Raw genomic sequence first — 20,241 nt, 5'->3', positions numbered from 1 at the left:
TCAATCAATTGGCGTTCGGTCCCGGCCTGTTCGGTGATGCGCGCCCGGATGCGGCGCGCCTCATGCGTCGGGGAATTGTCATGGACGAAGTCATCAAGGCGAAGCGCCAGCCGGTCGGTTCTGCGCTGCGAAACATCACCATTCGCGGCGCACGCGAGCACAATCTCAAGAATGTCGATCTGGAGATCCCGCGCGACAAGCTGGTGGTCTTCACCGGCCTGTCCGGCTCCGGCAAGTCCTCGCTAGCGTTCGACACGATCTATGCCGAAGGCCAGCGCCGTTACGTCGAGTCGCTGTCGGCCTATGCCCGGCAGTTCCTGGAGATGATGCAGAAGCCGGACGTCGACCAGATCGACGGCCTGTCGCCCGCCATCTCGATCGAGCAGAAGACCACCTCGAAGAATCCGCGCTCGACGGTGGGCACGGTCACCGAGATTTACGACTACATGCGCCTGCTGTGGGCGCGGGTCGGCATACCCTATTCACCCGCCACCGGCCTGCCGATCGAGAGCCAGACCGTATCGATGATGGTCGATCGCGTGCTGGCGCTGCCGGAGGGCACGCGGCTGTATCTGCTGGCGCCCGTGGTGCGCGGCCGCAAGGGCGAGTACCGCAAGGAGATGGCGGAATACCTCAAGAAGGGATTCCAGCGCATCAAGATCGACGGCGCCTTTCACGAACTGGCCGAAGCCCCCACGCTCGACAAGAAATTCCCGCATGACATCGACGTCGTCGTCGACCGCATCGTGGTGCGACCTGACATCGGCCAGCGCCTCGCCGAGAGTTTCGAGACCGCACTGAAGCTGGCCGAAGGCCTGGCCGTGATCGAATATGCCGACGCGCCGGCCGCGCTGGCGGCTCCCGCCGACGACAAGAAGGCCGACAAGAAGGTCGCCAAAATTCACGACAAAACCGGCGCCGAACGCATCCTGTTCTCGGAGAAATTCGCCTGCCCCGTGTCCGGCTTCACCATCCCCGAGATCGAGCCGCGACTGTTTTCCTTCAACAACCCCTATGGCGCCTGCCCGAAATGCGGCGGCCTCGGCGTCGAGCAGACCATCGACGCCGAACTGGTGATCCCCGACAAGGATCTGACGTTGCGCAAGGGCGCGATCGCGCCGTGGGCGAAGTCGTCCTCGCCGTATTATCTGCAGACGCTGACGGCGCTCGGCAAGTTCTACAAGTTCACGCTGGACACCAAGTGGAAAGACCTGCCGAAGAAGACGCAGAACGCCTTGCTGCACGGCTCGGGCGACGACGAGATCAAGTTCTCCTATGAAGATGGCGTGCGCGCTTACGATACCAAGAAACCATTCGAGGGCGTCGTCACCAATCTCGACCGCCGCTTCCGCGAGACCGAAAGCGAATGGGCGCGCGAGGAGCTCGGCAAGTATTTCTCCGACGTGCCCTGCGACGCCTGCGCCGGCTACCGGCTGAAGCCGGAGGCGCTGTCCGTCAAGATCGGTGGCAAGCATGTCGGCGAGATCTCCGAACTGTCGGTGCGCAAGGCCGGCGAATGGTTCGCCACCGTGCCGACCATGCTCAACAAGCAGCAGAACGAGATCGCGCTGCGGATTCTCAAGGAGATTCGCGAGCGGCTATCGTTCCTGCTCGACGTCGGCCTGAACTACCTGACGCTGGCGCGCGCCTCCGGCACGCTTTCCGGCGGCGAGAGCCAGCGCATCCGGCTGGCGTCGCAGATCGGCTCCGGCCTGACCGGCGTGCTCTACGTGCTCGACGAGCCCTCGATCGGCCTGCACCAGCGCGACAATGCGCGGCTGCTCGACACGCTTCGCCGGCTGCGCGACCTCGGCAATACCGTGATCGTGGTCGAGCATGACGAGGACGCGGTGCTCGCCGCGGACTATGTCGTCGATGTCGGCCCGGGCGCCGGCACCCATGGCGGCCATATCGTCGCCCAGGGCACGCCGAAGCAGGTGATGGCCAATCCGAATTCGCTGACCGGCAAGTATCTCACCGGCGAATTGTCGGTGCCGGTGCCGGTGCGGCGGCCGCCGAACCATCGCCGCACCATCAAGGTGATCAACGCCCGCGGCAACAATCTGAAGAATGTCTCGGCGGAGATTCCGCTCGGCCTTTTCACGGCGGTGACCGGCGTGTCCGGCGGCGGCAAGTCGACGCTGCTGATCGACACCCTCTATAAAGCCATCGCGCGAAAACTGAATAATGCGAGCGAGGGCGCGGCGCCGCACGACCGCATCGAGGGTCTGGAGCATATCGACAAGATCATCGAGATCGACCAGTCGCCGATCGGTCGCACCCCGCGCTCCAACCCCGCGACCTATACCGGCGCATTCACGCCGATCCGCGAATGGTTCGCCGGCCTGCCGGAATCCAAGGCGCGGGGCTATGAACCCGGCCGGTTCTCGTTCAACGTCAAGGGCGGCCGCTGCGAAGCCTGCCAGGGCGACGGGCTGATCAAGATCGAGATGCACTTCCTGCCGGATGTCTATGTCACCTGCGACACCTGCAAGGGCAAGCGCTACAACCGCGAAACCCTCGAAGTGCTGTTCAAGAACAAGTCGATCGCCGACGTGCTCGACATGACCGTCGAGGAAGCAGCCGACTTCTTCAAGGCGGTGCCGCGTGTCCGCGAGACCTTCAAGACCCTGCACCGCGTCGGGCTGGACTACATCCACGTCGGACAGCAGGCCACCACGCTGTCCGGCGGCGAGGCGCAGCGCGTCAAGCTGGCCAAGGAACTATCCAAGCGCGCCACCGGCCGCACGCTTTACATCCTCGACGAGCCGACGACCGGACTGCATTTCCACGACGTGGCAAAGCTGCTCGAAGTGCTGCACGAGCTGGTGTCGCAGGGCAATACGGTGGTGGTGATCGAGCACAATCTCGAAGTCATCAAGACGGCGGACTGGGTCATCGACCTCGGCCCCGAAGGCGGCGACGGCGGTGGCGAAATCGTCGCCTGGGGCCCGCCCGAAGACATCGTCAAGGCGCCGCGCAGCTACACCGGGCAGTATCTCGCGCCGGTGCTGGCAAAGGCTGGCAAGCCGAAGAAGCGGAAGGTGGACGAGGCGGCGGAGTGATCCTGAACATCTGTATAGAATTCAGGCCGTTTTCGGCGTTGCCTTATCCGGGCCGTAAAAATCCGTCGTGCCCCTCACACACATAAACCCGCCGCCCGCTCCCGGATTAAAGTCGAGCATAACTCCCGTAATCGGCGATAGTGGATTAGGTAGGACGTTGTACTGCAGGCCCACACGGCCTCGGTGGGAGTCCGGAGCCACTTTGCCGTCCGGATCGCTACTGATCCATTTGGCTTTTGCTGATGAGTCCGTAGCATCAGCCGCACGCGTCCACGCCCTCTTTTTGAAATCGGCTGTCTGCGTGGTCACGTCGAACGGCACATATTCCAGCAGAACCATCAATTTGTTTCCTTCCAACCAAAGCTGCACGCCGGTGACCATGCACAAGGTAGGAACTATCGTGGTCATTAGCTGATTTTCGCTGTTAGCCCCGATCTGGATGACGTCTTCGCCCCATTCGTCGTTTCTTCTCTTCTGCTGAGACGAGGCGTTGATGTCGCCGGCCTTGTCGAGCTCCGCCTGCGTCATCTCCAGCGCGAGCCGATTTCCCTTCTTGTAGAATTGAAGTCCGACCACGACGCGGCCATCTACGGTGGTCACCTTGTGACGATCGCCATAGACGACATGCCATTGATCCCAATTGATGGGCGCCTCGCTCGCCAGGCTGATGGCAGGGGCGTCCAAAACCTGTTGAACGGAATGAGAAGCGGCAACGTATCGTTTATTTGTTGTTCGAATACCGCCTGATAGGGTCTGGTGTAATCCTTGACCTGCTGATCCGAGGCTTCCGGATGCTCGATCTTGAAGGCACAGGCCAGCGCGCCGAGCGCCTGGGCCTCATAATATTTCAGTGAACGGTATGCCAGACACACCATAAAGTACGCGATTGTGTCTTGAAGCGATTGTTTTTCATCTTCTCGATAAGGACTGCCATCAACGGTCTCATCAAGCCATCGCCTCCGCGAAAGGCAGTATTGATGAACGACAGTTGCTGGCGCAGCCCGCCTGTGTCGGCCAATACAGCCTTCGCCCACGCTTTGAATTCGTACTCATGCTGCCGCCGCCAAGCGTCGATCTTTGCCTCATCCCAATCAGCCGCAGGGATGAAGCGCCGCATTTCATCGGCGAAGTACTGAACGACTTGCAAGGGCGGGCCAAGCAATGTGAGAATCTGCGTCCATTCGACCTCGCCGCGCAACCGGCTGAGCTCGTCCATAATATCTTTCTGACCGAGCAGGAGGAGGGCGTCCAGCTTGCTCTGGATCTCCGCTATCTTTCCCTTGGACGCCTCGCCGTTGACCAGATTAGCGATTCCAATGCAGGTCCCGGTGGTTGTCACAGTCAGGGCAATGAGGGCCACAATGAGCATGGTGATGGGCTCGATTCCCACTCCGACCCGCGGTTCGTCACGCAGAGCAATGGGGAAATGCGGCTCATGCTCAAGCTCGCTATCGGCCTCAATGACTTGAAATCTATCGACCTCGATGACTTGAAATGAAGACGACTGTGTCTCTGACATAGAATCTTCCTGCCATCGACGACCAGCGCCGGACGATGTGAATTTCTATTCGACTTCAAACCACCTGTAGTTGCATGACTACTCAAGCCCTATTATCGAAGCGAGCGGCCTCCGTCAATTTAGTTTGAAACTACACTTTCACGGCGCTAGAAAAAATTGCGCAAAGTGCAGTACCGGTCTGGCTGCAGAGCTATTTTTTTCGCAAATTATGACGGATTCCGTGAACTATTAACTCAACTCTTCGATTTCGGCGGATCTCTATCGGCCAGCTATCGTGGTTGTCTGCGGCTGCGCGACGGAAGTTTAGTTGTGCGTACCGGGTGTGGTATTTGGAAGGCATCGCAGAGGCGTTGGGCTGATGCGATGCAGGGTGAGCGAAGGCGCACGTGCTGACCACGTGGTTCGGCGCGGTCAACGACGTGGACACGTCACCCCGCGCGGCGCTCGCCTACCTTAACCCCGTCCCCTTGCACCTCTGGCACGTCACCACCTTGTCGCCCTTCTTGAGCAGGCCCTTGCCCTCGCAGTTCTTGCACTTCTGCTTCTTCTTGGTGTTGGGGCCTTTTTGGTTGGGGGCGTTGCTCATGATGTTGTCCAGACGAGGTCATCGGCGGCCTTAGGGCCAGCCTTTTAAATGGAAACGCGCCGGTGGGCCGGCGCGCGATGAATCACCCTAGCACGGCTCGACGCCGGGCGGGTAATCTTGAAAACCGGTCCGGCTACGTCGAGATCAGGAACCAACATACCTCCTGCGCAAGGAATGCCCGATGACCGACGCACTCGCCGCCGCCGTCATCCGCGACGACAAGGCCCGGAACCGCTTCCAACTCGGCGTCGATTTTCACGAATCGACGACGTGATCGCGGCACTGGCTGCACCAAGACGCTAAACGATTCAGCGACGACCTGACGGCCTTGGCAGGGTGGATTTCGATCCCGTCAGCAATTCGGTCGCTATGATTTCGTCCGTGACCACCGTCCCCATAAATATCCGGGCGAAGCCCGCCGACCTCAATGCAGGACCGGCGGGCCTGATCGCTCGTTGTCAGTGCCCGTGCTGGGCCATTTCTGGATCGCTCAAATCCCAGTCCTGCCACAGCTGCAGTGTTGCCAGCAGCACCACGACGCCGCCGAGGCAGGTATGGATGAATCTGAGCATCCCCTCGCCGGAATAACCAAGGAAATATGGTGACGCGATCAGCCACAGGCCGAGAAGTATCGCGGCCACCTCCTCCCAGCGCTGCAGCGCGATATACTGGAGCTGGGCAACGCCAAACACCAGGGCGCCGACCGCAACCGTGTTGATGATCACGGCATTGGGGTTCGCCCCGGCGTATTCATGGCCTTGTTCCGTGGGAAACCAGGGCGACAGCGCGATCGCGACGCCAAGCGCCATGCCGCACCAGTCTTCCCACGTGCGATGAGTGCTGAGAAACTGAGAGTTTGACATCGTGACCTCCCTTGAAAAGAGGCATACGTCAGCGGCCGTTGGCATGACACTCCAACTGTCGAACGACCGTTCCGGCCGCTCCGGGGGCGTATGTCTGTGATTCACGTAGGAACCCGCCGGACCTTTGCAAGGCCACGCCGAAGCCATTTTGTAGTCTGCGGATCGACGGGAAACCCCGGACGGCGACGCCGATTTACCTAGGGTCAGGACTCACTGACCTAGCCAAAAGATAACGGTTGCCGCGATGCAGATAGCGAACATATTCGCGACCTTGTGGCGCTGTCGATACAAAGTCTTGCAGTACATTGCGGGCGCACCGGCGCTTGGCTCGTGGTGGAATGCAAGGCGTGATGCCGCGTCCGGCGAGAGCGTCTCAAATGCATCACGATCATAGCCCTTGTCGGCAACAATCGTCTCGGCGTCTGGCAGCATGGGATAGATCGGAGCCACGCCCCTGTGGTCACTCATTCGTCATTTGTCCTTCGTGAGAAGAAAGATAACTGGCCGGCCAGCGCCATCGCGAACCGCGTGCAGCTTGGAGTTTAGGCCGCCTTTCGTGCGGCCGGTGAGACGGGGTGCATCCCCCTTTTGAGCAGAGTGGCGGCTGTCCGATGTCCCTTAAGATGCGTGCTGTCGATCATCGCGCGGTCGGGCGGGCCGCTCTCGGCCGCAAGGTTGGCGAAGATTCGGTCGAAGACACCCATGCGGTGCCAGCGAACGAACCGGTTGTAGCGCGTTTTGTGGAGGCCATAGACCGCGAGCGCATCCCGCCATCGCAGACCATTCCGGATCACATGGACTATCCCGTTGATCACACGCCGGTCGTCCACGCGCAGCACACCACGCGTCAGGGGAAAAAGGGGTTTAAGGCGCTCAAGCTGAGCTTTAGTCAGCCAGAATTGATCAGACATTGGCAGGTCCTCCTGCCGCGCTTGAATCACGATGTCACTTGAGATGGAATTAGAGTTTGCAAAGGTCTGCTATGCGGACAAACAGGACATGGAACGGGGTCGTCTTCAATCTCGGTGAGTTCACCTTGACAGCTTGCCAGAGCCGATGGTTTCTCCAAGGAGGGGTCTCACGATGTCCATCACCATTACCGCCTTTGAACGGTCACCCGATGGCGGCAAGGGACTGACGCGTGATGCGCGCGTTCGCTGGGCGCTTGAAGAAGTGGGCCAGCCCTATGAGGTTCGCCTTGTTTCGTTCCGTGCGATGAAGGAACCCGCGCATCGGGCGCTTCATCCTTTCGGCCAGATTCCGACCTATGAGGAAGGCGATCTCGCCCTATTCGAGACAGGGTCGATCGTGTTCCATATCGCCGAGCGCCATGCGGGCCTGTTGCCGGACGATGCCAACGCCAGGGCGCGCGCAATCACATGGATGTTTGCCGCGCTCAACACGGTGGAGTCGGCGATCCTTGAACTCGCAACCGCCAGGCTTCTGGAGGGTGATAAGCCTTGGAGTAAGGAGCGCCTGCCTCTGGTCGAGGATCGCGTCCGCGACCGGTTGAAGCAACTTTCCGCTCGCCTTGACAGTGCCGACTGGCTCGATGGTGGGTTCAGCGCGGGCGACCTGATGATGGTGTCGGTGCTACTCAGACTGGAATCATCCGGCATTCTGGACGAGTATCCGAACCTCGCCGCCTATGTCGCCCGCGGCGAAGCGCGGCCCGCCTACAAGCGGGCTTTCGCCGCTCAACTGGCGGTTTACACCCGCTAACCACCAACCGGCTGATTGAGGTCTGTCCTGGGCTCGCAGTCGTCGTCCGGGTTTTTCGTTCAGTTTATGGGTCCTGACCCTAGCCATCATGAGCCATACGGGGCATCCGTTGCTCTCATCCAAGGATGATTGCTACCTTCTGCCGGACACCAATGGATGGGATGACATGAGCAACGCGGTTAACAACAATACTTCACTCCACCGTTTCGAACTCGAGATAGACGGCCATATCGCTTTCGCGGAATATACTCGGGCGTCTGATATTATCACCTTCGTCCACACCGTTGTGCCGCAGGAATTGGGCGGCAGAGGTGTGGGCTCACAGCTTGCCCGTGGCGCGCTCGATGCGGTTCGCGCAAAGGGATTGAAGGTCGTAGCGCAGTGCCCCTTTATCGCGGGATATATCGCGAAGCATGCAGAATATCAGGATCTGTTGAAAGACGCGGCATGACCGGCGTGCGCGACAACAAGGCGCTCAGTCGCTTCGAGCTGGATGTCGATGGCGCGCTGGCCTTCGCGAATTATCGCCTTGTCCCCGGAACGGTCATCATCACCCACACCGAGACGCCGCCGGCTCTGCGCGGCCGGGGCATTGCTTCGGAGCTGGTCAGGGGCGCGCTGGCGCTGATCCGCGCCGACGGCCACAAGGTCGTGGCCGGCTGCTCGTTCGTGTCGGATTACCTCGATCGGCATCCCGAATATTCGGACATGGTGGGGTGACCCCCTCACCGTCATTCCGGCGGCGTGCGAGCAAAGCTCGCGCGAAACCGGAATCCCGAGATGGCGATGAACATCTCGAGGTTCCGGGTCTGCACGCCAGCCGGCTTTGCCGGCTGACGCGCATCCCGAAATGACAACCGTGAAACGGGTCGTCAGACGATCTTGATCGACATGTCCGGCAGGCCCTGCAGCTTGCACAGGAGCACGTCGCCCTTGACGACCGGGCCGACATTTTCCGGCGTGCCGGAATAGATGATGTCGCCGGCCTTCAATTCGAAGGCTTCCGAGAGCTTGGCTATCTGCTCGGCGACGCTCCAGATCATCTTGTCGAGATCCGAGGTCTGCTTCACCGTGCCATTCACCGCCAGCGAGATCGCGCCCTTGGCGAAGTGCCCGGTCTTGCTGACCGGGTGGATCGGGCCAATCACCGCGCCGTGGTCAAAGCTCTTGCCGATTTCCCAGGGCTTCTTCTCGTCGCCCATCGCGCGCTGCAGATCGCGGCGGGTCATGTCGAGGCCGACCGCGTAGCCATAGACATGGTCGAGCGCCTTCTCGACGGAAATGTTGGTGCCGCCCGATTTCAGCGCCGCCACCAGCTCCACTTCATAATGATAGTTCTTGGTCAGCGACGGATAGGGATGATCCGCCACCTGCCCGATCGCTACGTTCTGGATCGCGTCGGTCGGCTTCTGGAAGAAGAACGGCGGCTCGCGCGTCGGGTCCGATCCCATCTCGCGGGAATGCGCCGCGTAGTTGCGGCCAATGCAGTAGATCCGCCGCACCGGAAACACGTCGCTTTGGCCCACGATCGGGATCGTGACGGCGTCGACCGCGAAAATGCTCTTCGGTCCGGCCTGCGCCTGGGCAGACGTGCCCTGCGCCGCAGCACCGGCGAGCGCCAGCGCGCCGGTGCTCAGAATCGTCCTGCGATTGATGCTATCCATGGTTTCCTCCGTTGAAGTTTATTTTATTTGTTCGGCGTGGAGCCAACCGGCTCCATTCCCTTGGCAGTGATGATGTCGCGGCCCTGCTTGCTCTGCAACAGGTCGATCAGCGCCTGCACCGCGGGTTTTCGCGCGGTGCCGGCGGCGATCGCCGCGGAATATACGGTATAGTTCTGGATCTCCGAAGGCAGCGGACCAACCAGCACTACGCCTTTTACCGGCAGCAACTCGCTGATCTGTTGCACGGCAATATCGGCCTCGCCCGACACCACGCGGTCGGCGGAGAAGCCGCCATTGACCAGCACCGCCTTGGCGCGAATTTCATCGCCGATGCCGAGCTTGTTGATCAGGCCATCGAGATAGATGCCGCTGCTGCCGCCGGCGGCGGGATTGATATAGGTGACGTGCTTCGCGGCCAGCAGCGCCTTCTTGAAGCTATCGACAGTGCTGATATCGGGCCTCACGGCGCCCTCCTTCACGGCAATGCCGACGCCGACGCGCGCGAGATCGCTGTCGGCATCGCCGACCTTGCCGGCCTTGCGCAGGGTCGCCAGCCCGGCCGGCGAGGCGATCACCATATCGAAGGTCTCGCCGGCAGTGATACGCTTGACGAGGCCGCCAACCGTGTCGGCCTGCACCTCGACCTGGTGCCCGACAGCCTCGAATGGCGACAGTGCGGCAGTCAGCACCTGCTTGAACGCGCCGGCGGTCAGCACCTTCAATGTGTCGGCCTGAGCCGCGCCGGAGCACGACATCACGACCGCGATGGCCGCAGCCCGCAGTCCCTGGTTCGGCGTCATCGCATCCCTCGTTTTGTTTCTTGATTACGTCACTCGACGCAGTTCTTCAGCCAACTGTACCTATATCGCAAACAAAAAAAGCCCGCGCAAAGCGCGGGCTTTTAGTCGCAATCGATGTTTTAGTGCTTGATATCCGCCGGCAGCTTACCGCCGTTGGCGGCGAGCTTGGCCATCATCTGCTTGTGCAGCCAGATGTTCATCGTGGCGGAATCACCGGTGTCGCCGGTGTAGCCGAGTTCCTTGGCAAGATCCTTGCGCGCAGTCAGGCTGGAGTCGATATCGAGTGCCTTCATCAGGTCGACGATCGAGGTCTTCCATTCCAGCTTCTCGCCCTTGGCCGCAACAGCCTTGTCGAGGATCGCTGCGACATCGACGCTATCCGCCGGCGCTGCGCCGGGGGCTGCAGCCGCGCCTGCATCAGCCGTGGTGGCCGGGCTGGCCGCACTGGCGCTGGTGCCGAAGATGGCGCCCATGATTTTTCCGAAAATGCTCATTCTGTCGCTCCCGATAAAGATGATGGCTAAAGAAGATCTCACGAAGCACTTGGTTCCGGCCCGGCGGCACCCCGCCGGTCAGATGGCGTTTTTAGCTGTCCGCACGCCGCTTGCCAATGGATGCAATGTGACATCGCACAAACCGACACCAATGGCGGCAAAAATCGGCTGCTGCGGTGCACCCTGCATGCGCCTCACCTAAGCGTGAGCCGCTGCCGCAGCGGATCGGCGTATCCTTCCACGCACAGTTCGCGGCAAGACCAGTTTCTTTGCTCTCGCGTCTGGTTTGCTTGCGATCGCTCTCCGTGGCCATGCATCCGCTCCGGCGTGATGCCGATGGCCGCAACAGCAGGAGCTCAAGCATGGCCACGACCTATCCCGCCGCCGCGTCATTTGCGCGCAGCACCGAGGGCGCCGTGACGCAGCCCACGATCCGCGCCATCACCTCCGCCGATCTGTTCGACGCGCTGCGACTGGGCTGGGAGGATTTCAAGGCGGTGCCCAGCCACGCCGTGATGCTGTGCGTGATCTATCCTCTGGTTGGCCTGGTGGCGGCGCGCATGGTGCTCGGCTATTCAGTGCTGCCGCTGCTGTTTCCACTCGCCGCCGGCTTTGCGCTGGTTGGCCCGTTCGCAGCGCTTGGCTTCTACGAACTCAGCCGGCGCCGTGAGGCCGGCGAGGAAGCCTCCGCCTGGCAGGCGTTCGACGTACTGCGCTCACCGTCGTTCGGCGCCATGCTCGGCCTGGGCGCGATGCTGCTGGTGCTGTTCGTGACCTGGGTGGCGACCGCGCAGGCGATCTATGTCGCGGTCTTCGGATACGAGCCGGCAGCGGAGATCCCCGACTTCGTTTCCCGCGTGCTGACGACCCCGCAGGGCTGGCAGCTGATCGCGGTCGGCTGCGGCACCGGCTTGCTGTTCGCGCTGGTATCCATGTGCGTCAGCGTGGTGTCGTTTCCGCTGATGCTCGACCGGCATGCCGGAATCGCCGATGCGATGATTACTTCGCTGCGCGCCGTCATGCGCAATCCCGTGACAATGGCGACATGGGGCTTGATCGTCGCAGCACTTCTCGTCGTAGGCTCGCTGCCGATGTTCCTCGGGCTTGCGGTGGTGGTGCCGGTGCTCGGCCATTCCACCTGGCATCTGTACCGCAAGGTGGTCGAGCAAAATCCTGACGCACCGGTGATCCCGCCGCGCAGCCGGATCAAGCGCTCTGCTGCCGACTTCCCGGTGTCGCTGTTTCAATGGCGCAACGATAAATAACAAAGCACAGCGCGCATCAACGTGATCACCGGTCTCGTTCACGGGGCCGGTGAAGCCGGGAAAAGCCTTGTTTTGGCCGCGGTTAGCACCGACATTTCGCAGTGCGAAGTATCAAATGCAACCGCCTTCATGGCCCAGCGAGCGCCCCGCATGACCACAATATCCCTGCTCCGCTCCTTGTTGCTCGGCGCTGCCTTGCTGGCGCCGGCGTCATCCGCCTTCGCGGCGGTTGCCTGCGGCAGCGGAAATTTCGATAGTTGGCTGGCCGGGGTGAAGACCGAGGCCGCGGCCAAGGGCATTTCGCAGCGCGCGATCGATGCCGGACTGAGCGGCGTCACGCTCGATAATTCCGTGCTGTCACACGACCGCGGCCAGAAGGTGTTTCAGCAGAGTTTCGAGCAGTTCTCCGGCCGCATGGTGCCGCCGCGGCTACAGCGCGGCAGCGACATGCTGAAGCGTTACGGCTCGGTGCTGGTTCGCATCGAACAGCAATATGGCGTGCCCGGCCCGGTGCTGGTGGCAATCTGGGGACTGGAGACTGACTACGGCGTCAACATCGGGAAATTCGCGACGCTGCGGGCGCTGGCATCACTGGCCTATGACTGCCGCCGCGCCGAAATGTTTCGCGGTGAATTGATGGACGCGCTACGCATCGTCGACCGCGGCGATCTGGCACCCGCCGAGATGCGTGGCGCTTGGGCCGGCGAGATCGGCCAGACCCAGTTCATGCCGTCATCCTATCTGAAGTATGCGGTCGATTTCGACGCCAACGGCAAGCGCGACCTGTTGCGCAGCGCGCCGGACGTGCTGGCCTCGACGGCGAACTACCTCGCCAGCTATGGCTGGAAGCGCGACCAGGATTTTGCGCCGGGCACCGCCAATTTCGCGGTCATCCAGCAGTGGAACAAGAGCGAGGTCTATTCGAAGACCATCGCCTATTTCGCCAGCCAGTTGGCGAAGGAGCCGTAGCTCGCGATCGCCCGTGATGGTCCACGGCAACTTGCGCTGTCGCGCCGCCGAAGCGCCGCGACAGCGTGTTACGGATTTTATCTTCCGCGTTACTTCATCATGCCGGCATGCGCCGCCCTTGTCAGATGCATCGCGCACGCGCCCATCTTGCCGTCGAGCAACGCGGTCTGCGCATCGGCCATTTCCTTGAACGCCACCCACTTCACGCCGCCGTCGGCCATCGACTCGACCGCGCTTTCGGTCTTCATCAGATTGTCGGGGCTGCAGCCCTGCATTCGCGCGGCCGAAGCCGGCACGACGGAAAACACCACGGCGGCCATCGCGGCCGCGCCCAGTAATCTTGTGATCATCTTGCTTTTCCTTCCCAGCAGCCCGGCGTCATTGCCGGATTCTGCAGGACGAAGTCTGCGAGCCGATCGCGTAACTCGAAATAGCCGCGGCCATAAACTCAGCGTGAGGCTGCCGTGAACAACTTCGACAACGCTGGGGTTTTCGACGTTTTGGACATCGTCTGAAACAGACTTACAAATTTGTAATCCTCGTCATCGGCAGAAGGCCCCGTGGGCTTTCTCTCGTTGCTCAGTATCCCAGCGAAAGTGTTGAAACAGCTTCTGGATACCGGCGTCGTCTTCATTTATTATATGAACATAAATTCATTTAATAAAGCTATGCAATTTCGCCCCATCCGACCGAGCAGCTCTGAAGGTTAAATCCGAACCGTTCGTGACCATATTTCCTGCCATCGGGCTTCTGTGAGGACGACTTCCCAGCCCGGGTGCGATTCGCAGGAATGACGTTTCAAAGTTCTGATTTAACTGACTAATTAACACCACTCCCTGTCTTAATCGGTGTCAATTCGCGCATGGCGGCATCAAAAACAAGGCACTGCGCCAAAAGCTTAATCATTCCTTGCCGTAGCCATGCGTCATTCGATTAGCTGCACCGCAACATTTCCACTGCTGCACCAGCACACAGCCACCTATATTCATTTCAACGACGGCGGCGGCTCAAGAGATGAACCGCCAAACTAAAGGAGAACTACCATGCTCGTTTCTTTCATCCGCATGATCCAGGCGTTCCGCGACTACCAGCGCAACGTTGCCGAGCTCTCGCAGCTCAGCGATCGCGAACTGTCCGACATCGGTCTCGACCGTTCCGACATTCCGCGCGTGGCTTCAGGCGCCTACAACGGTTGATCTTTCGCTTTGATGCATCACGGATAGCGTCCGCCCCCGCGGGCGCTGTCGTGACCCGCATCAAGGATACGGACAACCCCGACCACAGCCGCGAAGCAGATTCCACTTCGCGTCAAAACGCGCTACATGCGGGGCCATGACAACAGCCCCAGACAACACAGACTGCGTCCACATCATCGGCGCCGGCCTCGCCGGCTCTGAAGCTGCGTGGCAAGTCGCGACCGCCGGTATTCCCGTCGTGCTGCACGAGATGCGGCCGAACCGGATGACCGAGGCCCACCTGACGCAAGGTCTGGCCGAGCTGGTCTGCTCGAATTCATTTCGCTCCGACGATGCGTTGAACAATGCGGTCGGCCTGCTGCACGCTGAAATGCGCAAGCTGGGCTCACTCATCATGCGCTGCGCCGACGCCAACCAGGTGCCTGCCGGTGGCGCGCTCGCCGTCGATCGCAACGCCTTCTCGGATGCCGTGACCAAGGCGCTGACCGACCACCCTCTCATCACCATCGACCGTGCCGAAGTGGACCGCCTGCCGCCCGCCGAATGGGGCAATGTCATTGTCGCCACAGGGCCGCTGACCTCCGCGCCGCTGGCCGAGGCGATTCGCGCTGTCAGCGATCAGGACGCGCTCGCTTTCTTCGATGCGATCGCGCCGATCGTGCACAAGGATTCCATCGACATGGAAACCGCCTGGTTCCAGTCGCGCTACGACAAGGTCGGGCCCGGCGGCACCGGTGCCGACTACATCAACTGCCCGATGACCAAGGACCAGTATGAGGCCTTTATCGACGCGTTGCTGGCGGGCGAAAAGACCGACTTCAAGGAATGGGAAAAGAACACGCCCTACTTCGACGGCTGCCTGCCGATCGAGGTGATGGCCGAGCGCGGCCGCGAGACCTTGCGCCACGGTCCGATGAAGCCGGTCGGCCTCACCAACCCGCGCGACCCCACGGTGAAGGCCTACGCCATCGTGCAGCTGCGTCAGGATAACAAGCTCGGCACGCTCTACAACATCGTCGGATTCCAGACTAAGCTGAAATACGGCGACCAGATGAACGTGCTGCGGATGATCCCCGGCCTGCAGAACGCAGAATTCGCTAGGCTCGGCGGCCTGCATCGCAACACCTTCCTGAACTCGCCGAAGCTGCTCGACCAGCAGCTGCGCATGCGCGCGTTGCCGCGGCTGCGTTTCGCCGGCCAGATGACCGGCTGCGAGGGCTATGTGGAATCCGCCAGCGTCGGTCTGATGGCCGGGCTTTATGCCGCCGCCGAAGCGCGCGGCGTGCAGCTTGCGCCGCCGCCGGTCACGACCGCGCTGGGCTCGCTGCTCGGCCACATCACCGGCGGCCACATCGAGACCATCGATGCCGGCCCGCGCTCGTTTCAGCCGATGAACATCAATTTCGGCCTGTTCCCGCCGCTGGCGCAGGCGCCGACCAAGAATGCCGAAGGCGGAAGGTTGCGCGGCAACGAGAAAACCGTCGCCAAGAAGCAGGCGATGAGCGCGCGTGCGCTGGCCGACATGGACGGCTGGATTGCCTCCAGCCTGCCCGCCGCCGCCTTTGCGGCGTGACGGCAGCGCATTTGAATTTCAGGACTGTCTCATGAGCTTGCCCAAACAGGACGCCGCTGTGCTGTCCGCCAACTGGACCGAAGGCGTGCTGCTGAAGCGCGACGTGTTCTCGACCGTCGAGCGCGGCCGTTACCGACGCGACGACGGCGAGGTCGATGCAGTGCTGCGCCGCCTCGATCAGGTGCCGTGGTGGTCCTACGTCGTTGCGCAGCATCTGTTTACGCGCGAGCGTCGCGCCCTGACGCTGGCGCGCGAACTGCACGTCGGACCGGAGTTGCTGTGGGCCGGCGAACAGGCGCTGGTGCGCGGCTTCATTGACGGCGTGGCGCTGCATCTCGCCAAGCCTTACAATGACCGCGCCTACTTCCATTCCGCCAAAGTCGCGTTGCGCAAACTGCACCGCATGGGCGTCTGTCATAACGATCTGGCGAAAGAGCAGAACTGGCTGCGCGGCACCGATGGCCTGGCCTATGTCACCGACTTCCAGCTCGCAGTCTGCTTCAAGAGCCGCAGCCGGCTGTTCCGGATCGCGGCCTATGAAGACCTGCGCCATCTCCTGAAGCACAAGCGCTCCTATGCGCCGGAATTGCTGACGCCGAAGGAGAAGAAGATCCTCGCCAAGAAATCGCTGTTCGCGCGGATCTGGCTGATGACCGGCAAGAAAGTCTATCGCGGCATCACCCGCGGCATCTTCAATTTCACCGACCGCGAAGGCGGCGGCCGCAGGCTCGTCAACGACGCGCCCCCGTTGCTGCAGATCATCCGCAACAATCCCGCGGTGCGCGACGCCTCCATCGTCGCGTTCGCCGACCGCCGTTCCGGCGTCGGCCTCTATGCGTTCGTCGAGGCCGACGACGTGGCATTGGAGAGCAAGCTGCAGTCCGAGCTGGCCGCCGCCAAGGTGGCCAAGCCGCCGGAGCATCTGCAGGTCGTCACGGCGCTGCCGCGCGACGCCGCCGGCGCCATCCGCACCGAGATCCTACAACTGGTGGCGATGAACCAGCTCGACCTGATCGAGCCGCTGATGACCAGCGACGCGGATCGCGTGTTCCTGAAAGGCATTCTGGAGTCGCGGAAGAATTTGCGGGACCGGTTCAACTTCGAGCAACCGACGCAGACCAGCTAGCACCGACAATAGCTTTGCGCGCCTCGCGTCACACTCCGATGTCATCGCCCGCGAAAGCGGGCGACCCAGTAACCACTGGCCTCAACGATAGAACGGAAAAGCCGGCGTGTACTGGATCCTCCGCTTTCGCGGAGGATGACATGGGATGTGGGATGGCGTCACGGAGCAGCTTCAAACAGCTCGAGCAAACGTCGGCTACGAGAACGCCTTCGACATTGAGGCGCGCCATAGCATCCACAACGTGCGCAGCCGTGACGGGACGTAGAGCACGAACGGGTCATGACCTTCCGCACGCACCCGCTCGAGATCGCGCGCGACCAGCGCCAGCGGCAGAAACGCGCGACGCGCTTCACTGGGCATTTCAGGCAGCCGTGCCATTGCCGTCGCCAGTTGCTCCTGCGCTCCGGAGATCAACTGCTCCAACGTGTCGCGGATCGGCGGGGTGAGCTTGCCGGCATAGACTTCCTCGGCGCTGCCGCCGTGCTGGATCAGCCTGTCCTGCGGCAGGAACATCTGCCGCCGCGCGGAATCATAGGGCAGCGTCGCGATCAGGCGGACGACCCCTTGCGCCAGGCCGCCATGATCAGCCGCCTGCTCGATGGCATCCGACGCATGGCCGAGGATGCGCGCGCTTAGCGCAAAAAGTGTGGAAACGGTGTCGTTGATGTGGCTCTCCAGCACCGCGAGATCCGGCATCGGGTCGTTGTAGAGATCGAACACATGCGCATCGATCAGCTTCGTCAGCCGATCGACCGGAAGTTCGTGCGTACGGATCGCCAGCAGCAGTTCGGCGGCGACCGGGTTGCTCTCGACGTCGCCGTGGCCGGCGCCGGCCAGCATGTCGGTCCACCACTGCAAACGAATCTCGCCCGGCAGCGGCTGGCTGACCAGTTCACGCACGCGGGAGACTTCCGCATTGAAGGCGTACAGCGCCAGCAGCGCGCGGCGTCGATCGGTCGGCACGAACAGGGTCGCGGCGTAGCGCTCGAAATCGTATTGGCGCGCCAGTCGCGCACAAAACGCGGCCGAATCCGTGTCGGCGCTCATGGCACCGCAATCAATGCCGTCAGGCGCTGCCTCATGGGTGAGTTTTTCACGGGACGGCAATCAGCGCCGCGGCCACGCGGCGGCGTTCGCCGATCATCACGTTATAGGTGCGGATCGCGGGGCCGGTCTGCATCGCGTCGATCACGACATGAAGGTTGCGCAACGCCTCGCGCAGGTCGCGCGGCACGATCCAGACCTCGTTGCCGGTACCGATGATCAGCGTGTCGATGCCAGCGGCATTCTCGAACACGCGCTTCAGCGAGGCGCGATCGATCTCGTTCGCCTTTGTGACAGACCACGACCAGATCGCATCCGGCAGGCACAGTAGCGAGCCGACATGCGACATGGTGTCGAAGTGGAAACCGCCCTTGCCATAGGCCTCGATTGCCGCCGAGCGTGGAAGATGCGGCGCCTCGGGAGGTACCGGCATCCCGGATTACGCGCGCTTCGCCGGCTTGTCGGCATCTTCGCGATGCTCGCCGACGCCGAGGTAGATCAGGATCGGTGCAGCGATGAAGATCGAGGTGTAGGTGCCGACCAGCACGACGCCGAACATCATCACGGCCGTGAAGGAGTGGATCGCATTGCCGCCGAACAGCAGCAGCGCGAGCAGCGCCAGGGTCACGGTGACGTGGGTGATGATCGAGCGCGACAGCGTCGAATTGATCGACTCGTTGAGCAATTCGGGCATCGGCATCTTCTTGTAACGCCGCAGCATTTCACGAATGCGGTCGTAGATGACGACGGTGTCGTTCAGCGAATAGCCGAGAATGGTCAGCAGCGCCGCGATGCTGGTCAGGTCGAATTCGACCTGGGTCAGCGACATGAAGCCGATCGTCAGCACGATGTCGTGGACGTTCGCGATCATCGCGCCGAGCGCGAACTGCCATTCGAAGCGGAACCAGAGATAGACAAGAATACCGAGGATCGCGACCATCAGGCCGAGCATACCGTAGGCCAGCAATTCGCTGGAGACGCGCGGTCCGACCACTTCGACGCGGCGATATTCGACGCTGTCACCGAAGGCTGCGCGCAGTTTCTGCACCGCGGCCTGCTGCGCGGCATCGCCGCCCGGCTGTTCTGCAACGCGGATCAGCACGTCGGTGGGACCGCCGAACTGCTGAATCTGCACTTCGCCAAGGTTCAGCGCACCGAGCGTGGTGCGCATTGCCGGAATATCGGCGGCGCCGGACTTGACCTGCACTTCGAGCAGCGTGCCGCCCTTGAAGTCGATACCGAAGTTCAGCCCGTGGGTGAAGAACAGCACGATTGCCGCGATCGACAGCAGCGCCGAGATCGGAAACGAGATGCGGCGAAAGCGGGTGAAGTCGAACTTGGTATCGTCCGGAACGATACGCAGCGACGGCAGCCAGCCAAAGACGCTGACAATGCTCAGCACCACGATGAGGGCACCAAGGCCATAAAGAACAGTTTGTGTCACAGCCAGCTCCGCAATCTCAAATCGGCACGCTGGTCGGCCGCTTCCAACGCACCCACGCCGCAACGATGAGGCGGGTGACGGTGAAAGCAGTGAAGACCGTGGTGACGATGCCGATGCCGAGCGTCACGGCGAAGCCGCGCACCGGACCGGTTCCGATATAGAACAGCACGGCGGCAGCGATGAAGGTGGTGATGTTGGAATCCAGGATCGTCGACAGCGCGCGCTTGAAGCCGGCGTCGATCGCCGAAATCGCATTGCGGCCGCCGCGCAGTTCCTCGCGGATGCGCTCATAGATCAGCACGTTGGAATCGACCGCGATGCCGACCGTCAGCACGATGCCGGCGATCCCGGGCAGCGTGAGCGTGGCGTTCAACAGCGACAGCACGCCGAAGATCATCGCGACGTTGATGGCGACCGCGTTGTTGGCGAACACGCCGAACAGCCGATAGGTCAGGAGCATGAACACGATGACCATGATCGAGCCGACGTAAGCTGCGAGCTCGCCCTTCTCGATCGAATCCTGACCGAGGCCGGGACCGACGGTGCGCTCCTCGATCACGGTGAGCGGCGCCGGCAACGCGCCGGCCCGCAGCAGCAGCGCCAGTTCGTTGGCCTGCTGTACCGTAAAGCTTCCGGAAATCTGCCCGGAGCCGCCGGTGATCGGTTCGCGAATTACCGGTGCGGAAATCACCTCGTTGTCGAGCACGATGGCGAAGGGTTGTCCGACATTCTCGGAAGTTGCCTGCGCGACTTTGCGCGAGCCCGCGGTATTGAAGCGGAAGCTGACGATCGGCTCATTGGTGCGCTGGTCAAAACCTGGCTGCGCATCGGTCAGGTCGCCGCCGGAAACCAGCACCTGCCTCTTGATGACGTAAGGCACCTTCGGTGTTTGCGCACTCATCAACAGTTCG

General features: G+C 61.7%; 21 protein-coding genes and 1 pseudogene. 9 read left to right on the top strand and 13 right to left on the bottom strand.

Going from position 1 to position 20,241, the window contains the following annotated elements:
• Window positions 1-80 precede the first annotated feature (80 nt).
• Window positions 81-3,065, top strand: coding sequence for an excinuclease ABC subunit UvrA (gene uvrA / locus JWQ24_RS03450; protein WP_299804387.1), 2,985 nt, complete (start codon window positions 81-83; stop codon window positions 3,063-3,065).
• 21 nt (window positions 3,066-3,086) lie between these two features.
• On the opposite strand, the gene JWQ24_RS03445 is transcribed toward uvrA, so the two are convergent.
• The 5 genes and pseudogenes from JWQ24_RS03445 to JWQ24_RS03425 all read right to left on the bottom strand — a co-directional run bounded on the left by JWQ24_RS03445 (window position 3,087) and on the right by JWQ24_RS03425 (window position 6,944).
• The gene (locus tag JWQ24_RS03445; RefSeq protein ID WP_299804384.1) at window positions 3,087-3,749 is read right to left on the bottom strand and encodes a hypothetical protein; all 663 of its coding nucleotides are present in this window, start codon (window positions 3,747-3,749) and stop codon (window positions 3,087-3,089) included.
• A gap of 163 nt (window positions 3,750-3,912) precedes the next feature.
• Entirely contained in the window at window positions 3,913-4,584 is a 672-nt protein-coding gene (locus tag JWQ24_RS03440; RefSeq protein WP_299804381.1) for a hypothetical protein, read from the bottom strand.
• Window positions 4,585-5,032: 448 nt separating this feature from the next.
• Window positions 5,033-5,170, bottom strand: coding sequence for a hypothetical protein (locus JWQ24_RS03435; RefSeq protein WP_265078647.1), 138 nt, complete (start codon window positions 5,168-5,170; stop codon window positions 5,033-5,035).
• A gap of 458 nt (window positions 5,171-5,628) precedes the next feature.
• Window positions 5,629-6,033 carry an SPW repeat protein gene (locus JWQ24_RS03430; RefSeq protein ID WP_299804379.1) on the bottom strand — a complete coding sequence of 135 codons (405 nt, stop codon included), beginning with the start codon at window positions 6,031-6,033 and terminating at the stop codon, window positions 5,629-5,631.
• Between the two features lie 210 nt (window positions 6,034-6,243).
• Window positions 6,244-6,944 (bottom strand): annotated as a pseudogene (locus JWQ24_RS03425) (IS5 family transposase).
• Window positions 6,945-7,116: 172 nt separating this feature from the next.
• On the opposite strand from JWQ24_RS03425, the gene JWQ24_RS03420 reads away from it, so the two are divergent.
• From JWQ24_RS03420 to JWQ24_RS03410, 3 genes are all read left to right on the top strand, one after another.
• On the top strand, window positions 7,117-7,755 hold the full coding sequence (locus JWQ24_RS03420) for a glutathione S-transferase family protein (protein ID WP_299804377.1): 639 nt from the start codon (window positions 7,117-7,119) through the stop codon (window positions 7,753-7,755).
• Window positions 7,756-7,921: 166 nt separating this feature from the next.
• Window positions 7,922-8,206 (top strand): GNAT family N-acetyltransferase, encoded by a 285-nt coding sequence (locus JWQ24_RS03415; RefSeq protein WP_299804375.1) that lies wholly within the window; start codon window positions 7,922-7,924, stop codon window positions 8,204-8,206.
• Window positions 8,203-8,475 carry a GNAT family N-acetyltransferase gene (locus JWQ24_RS03410; protein ID WP_299804373.1) on the top strand — a complete coding sequence of 91 codons (273 nt, stop codon included), beginning with the start codon at window positions 8,203-8,205 and terminating at the stop codon, window positions 8,473-8,475. The genes JWQ24_RS03415 and JWQ24_RS03410 overlap by 4 nt, the downstream gene beginning before the upstream one ends.
• A gap of 152 nt (window positions 8,476-8,627) precedes the next feature.
• Here JWQ24_RS03410 and JWQ24_RS03405 read toward each other — a convergent pair whose 3' ends face one another.
• The 3 genes from JWQ24_RS03405 to JWQ24_RS03395 form a co-directional block, all read right to left on the bottom strand.
• Window positions 8,628-9,419 carry a fumarylacetoacetate hydrolase family protein gene (locus JWQ24_RS03405; protein ID WP_299804371.1) on the bottom strand — a complete coding sequence of 264 codons (792 nt, stop codon included), beginning with the start codon at window positions 9,417-9,419 and terminating at the stop codon, window positions 8,628-8,630.
• Between the two features lie 23 nt (window positions 9,420-9,442).
• Window positions 9,443-10,219: a substrate-binding domain-containing protein gene (locus JWQ24_RS03400; RefSeq protein WP_299804368.1), complete on the bottom strand. Its 777-nt coding sequence runs from the start codon at window positions 10,217-10,219 to the stop codon at window positions 9,443-9,445.
• Between the two features lie 119 nt (window positions 10,220-10,338).
• Window positions 10,339-10,713 carry a DUF3597 domain-containing protein gene (locus tag JWQ24_RS03395; RefSeq protein WP_299804366.1) on the bottom strand — a complete coding sequence of 125 codons (375 nt, stop codon included), beginning with the start codon at window positions 10,711-10,713 and terminating at the stop codon, window positions 10,339-10,341.
• Window positions 10,714-11,075: 362 nt separating this feature from the next.
• On the opposite strand from JWQ24_RS03395, the gene JWQ24_RS03390 reads away from it, so the two are divergent.
• Both JWQ24_RS03390 and JWQ24_RS03385 read left to right on the top strand, forming a co-directional pair.
• Window positions 11,076-11,978: a DUF2189 domain-containing protein gene (locus JWQ24_RS03390; protein ID WP_299804364.1), complete on the top strand. Its 903-nt coding sequence runs from the start codon at window positions 11,076-11,078 to the stop codon at window positions 11,976-11,978.
• Window positions 11,979-12,128: 150 nt separating this feature from the next.
• Window positions 12,129-12,947 carry a lytic murein transglycosylase gene (locus JWQ24_RS03385; protein ID WP_299804362.1) on the top strand — a complete coding sequence of 273 codons (819 nt, stop codon included), beginning with the start codon at window positions 12,129-12,131 and terminating at the stop codon, window positions 12,945-12,947.
• 89 nt (window positions 12,948-13,036) lie between these two features.
• Here JWQ24_RS03385 and JWQ24_RS03380 read toward each other — a convergent pair whose 3' ends face one another.
• A complete protein-coding gene (locus JWQ24_RS03380; protein WP_299804359.1) occupies window positions 13,037-13,297 on the bottom strand; it encodes a hypothetical protein in 261 nt (86 codons plus the stop codon).
• Between the two features lie 693 nt (window positions 13,298-13,990).
• Between JWQ24_RS03380 and JWQ24_RS03375 the strand changes: the two genes are divergently transcribed.
• The 3 genes from JWQ24_RS03375 (at window position 13,991) to JWQ24_RS03365 (ending at window position 16,842) form a co-directional block, all read left to right on the top strand.
• On the top strand, window positions 13,991-14,143 hold the full coding sequence (locus JWQ24_RS03375) for a DUF1127 domain-containing protein (RefSeq protein WP_265078655.1): 153 nt from the start codon (window positions 13,991-13,993) through the stop codon (window positions 14,141-14,143).
• A 136-nt stretch (window positions 14,144-14,279) separates the two neighbouring features.
• Window positions 14,280-15,716, top strand: a complete 1,437-nt coding sequence (gene trmFO, locus JWQ24_RS03370) for a methylenetetrahydrofolate--tRNA-(uracil(54)-C(5))-methyltransferase (FADH(2)-oxidizing) TrmFO (protein ID WP_299804356.1) — start codon at window positions 14,280-14,282, stop codon at window positions 15,714-15,716.
• Between the two features lie 31 nt (window positions 15,717-15,747).
• Window positions 15,748-16,842, top strand: a complete 1,095-nt coding sequence (locus JWQ24_RS03365) for a serine/threonine protein kinase (protein ID WP_299804354.1) — start codon at window positions 15,748-15,750, stop codon at window positions 16,840-16,842.
• Window positions 16,843-17,037: 195 nt separating this feature from the next.
• Here JWQ24_RS03365 and JWQ24_RS03360 read toward each other — a convergent pair whose 3' ends face one another.
• From JWQ24_RS03360 to secD, 4 genes are all read right to left on the bottom strand, one after another.
• Window positions 17,038-17,889, bottom strand: coding sequence for a phytoene/squalene synthase family protein (locus tag JWQ24_RS03360; protein ID WP_299804351.1), 852 nt, complete (start codon window positions 17,887-17,889; stop codon window positions 17,038-17,040).
• A gap of 46 nt (window positions 17,890-17,935) precedes the next feature.
• A complete protein-coding gene (locus tag JWQ24_RS03355) occupies window positions 17,936-18,319 on the bottom strand; it encodes an Mth938-like domain-containing protein (protein WP_299804349.1) in 384 nt (127 codons plus the stop codon).
• Window positions 18,320-18,325: 6 nt separating this feature from the next.
• Window positions 18,326-19,330, bottom strand: coding sequence for a protein translocase subunit SecF (gene secF, locus JWQ24_RS03350; RefSeq protein WP_299804346.1), 1,005 nt, complete (start codon window positions 19,328-19,330; stop codon window positions 18,326-18,328).
• Window positions 19,331-19,346: 16 nt separating this feature from the next.
• Window positions 19,347-20,241, bottom strand: an 895-nt coding sequence (gene secD, locus JWQ24_RS03345; protein WP_299804343.1) for a protein translocase subunit SecD, incomplete at its 5' end; no start/stop codon positions are given.

Source organism: Tardiphaga sp. (genome assembly GCF_028290495.1).
In the GTDB taxonomy this organism is placed as follows: Bacteria; Pseudomonadota; Alphaproteobacteria; order Rhizobiales; family Xanthobacteraceae; genus Tardiphaga.
Note: the sequence above shows the minus strand (reverse complement) of the source record. Positions and strands in the feature narration are given on the sequence as shown.

Coding starts and splice junctions, on each gene's coding strand:
- uvrA (WP_299804387.1), top strand. CDS start 81: ATGGACGAAGTCATCAAGGCGAAGCGCCAGCCGGTCGGTTCTGCGCTG.
- JWQ24_RS03440 (WP_299804381.1), bottom strand. CDS start 4,584: ATGTCAGAGACACAGTCGTCTTCATTTCAAGTCATCGAGGTCGATAGA.
- JWQ24_RS03435 (WP_265078647.1), bottom strand. CDS start 5,170: ATGAGCAACGCCCCCAACCAAAAAGGCCCCAACACCAAGAAGAAGCAG.
- JWQ24_RS03430 (WP_299804379.1), bottom strand. CDS start 6,033: ATGTCAAACTCTCAGTTTCTCAGCACTCATCGCACGTGGGAAGACTGG.
- JWQ24_RS03420 (WP_299804377.1), top strand. CDS start 7,117: ATGTCCATCACCATTACCGCCTTTGAACGGTCACCCGATGGCGGCAAG.
- JWQ24_RS03415 (WP_299804375.1), top strand. CDS start 7,922: ATGAGCAACGCGGTTAACAACAATACTTCACTCCACCGTTTCGAACTC.
- JWQ24_RS03410 (WP_299804373.1), top strand. CDS start 8,203: ATGACCGGCGTGCGCGACAACAAGGCGCTCAGTCGCTTCGAGCTGGAT.
- JWQ24_RS03405 (WP_299804371.1), bottom strand. CDS start 9,419: ATGGATAGCATCAATCGCAGGACGATTCTGAGCACCGGCGCGCTGGCG.
- JWQ24_RS03400 (WP_299804368.1), bottom strand. CDS start 10,219: ATGACGCCGAACCAGGGACTGCGGGCTGCGGCCATCGCGGTCGTGATG.
- JWQ24_RS03395 (WP_299804366.1), bottom strand. CDS start 10,713: ATGAGCATTTTCGGAAAAATCATGGGCGCCATCTTCGGCACCAGCGCC.
- JWQ24_RS03390 (WP_299804364.1), top strand. CDS start 11,076: ATGGCCACGACCTATCCCGCCGCCGCGTCATTTGCGCGCAGCACCGAG.
- JWQ24_RS03385 (WP_299804362.1), top strand. CDS start 12,129: ATGACCACAATATCCCTGCTCCGCTCCTTGTTGCTCGGCGCTGCCTTG.
- JWQ24_RS03380 (WP_299804359.1), bottom strand. CDS start 13,297: ATGATCACAAGATTACTGGGCGCGGCCGCGATGGCCGCCGTGGTGTTT.
- JWQ24_RS03375 (WP_265078655.1), top strand. CDS start 13,991: ATGCTCGTTTCTTTCATCCGCATGATCCAGGCGTTCCGCGACTACCAG.
- trmFO (WP_299804356.1), top strand. CDS start 14,280: ATGACAACAGCCCCAGACAACACAGACTGCGTCCACATCATCGGCGCC.
- JWQ24_RS03365 (WP_299804354.1), top strand. CDS start 15,748: ATGAGCTTGCCCAAACAGGACGCCGCTGTGCTGTCCGCCAACTGGACC.
- JWQ24_RS03360 (WP_299804351.1), bottom strand. CDS start 17,889: ATGAGCGCCGACACGGATTCGGCCGCGTTTTGTGCGCGACTGGCGCGC.
- JWQ24_RS03355 (WP_299804349.1), bottom strand. CDS start 18,319: ATGCCGGTACCTCCCGAGGCGCCGCATCTTCCACGCTCGGCGGCAATC.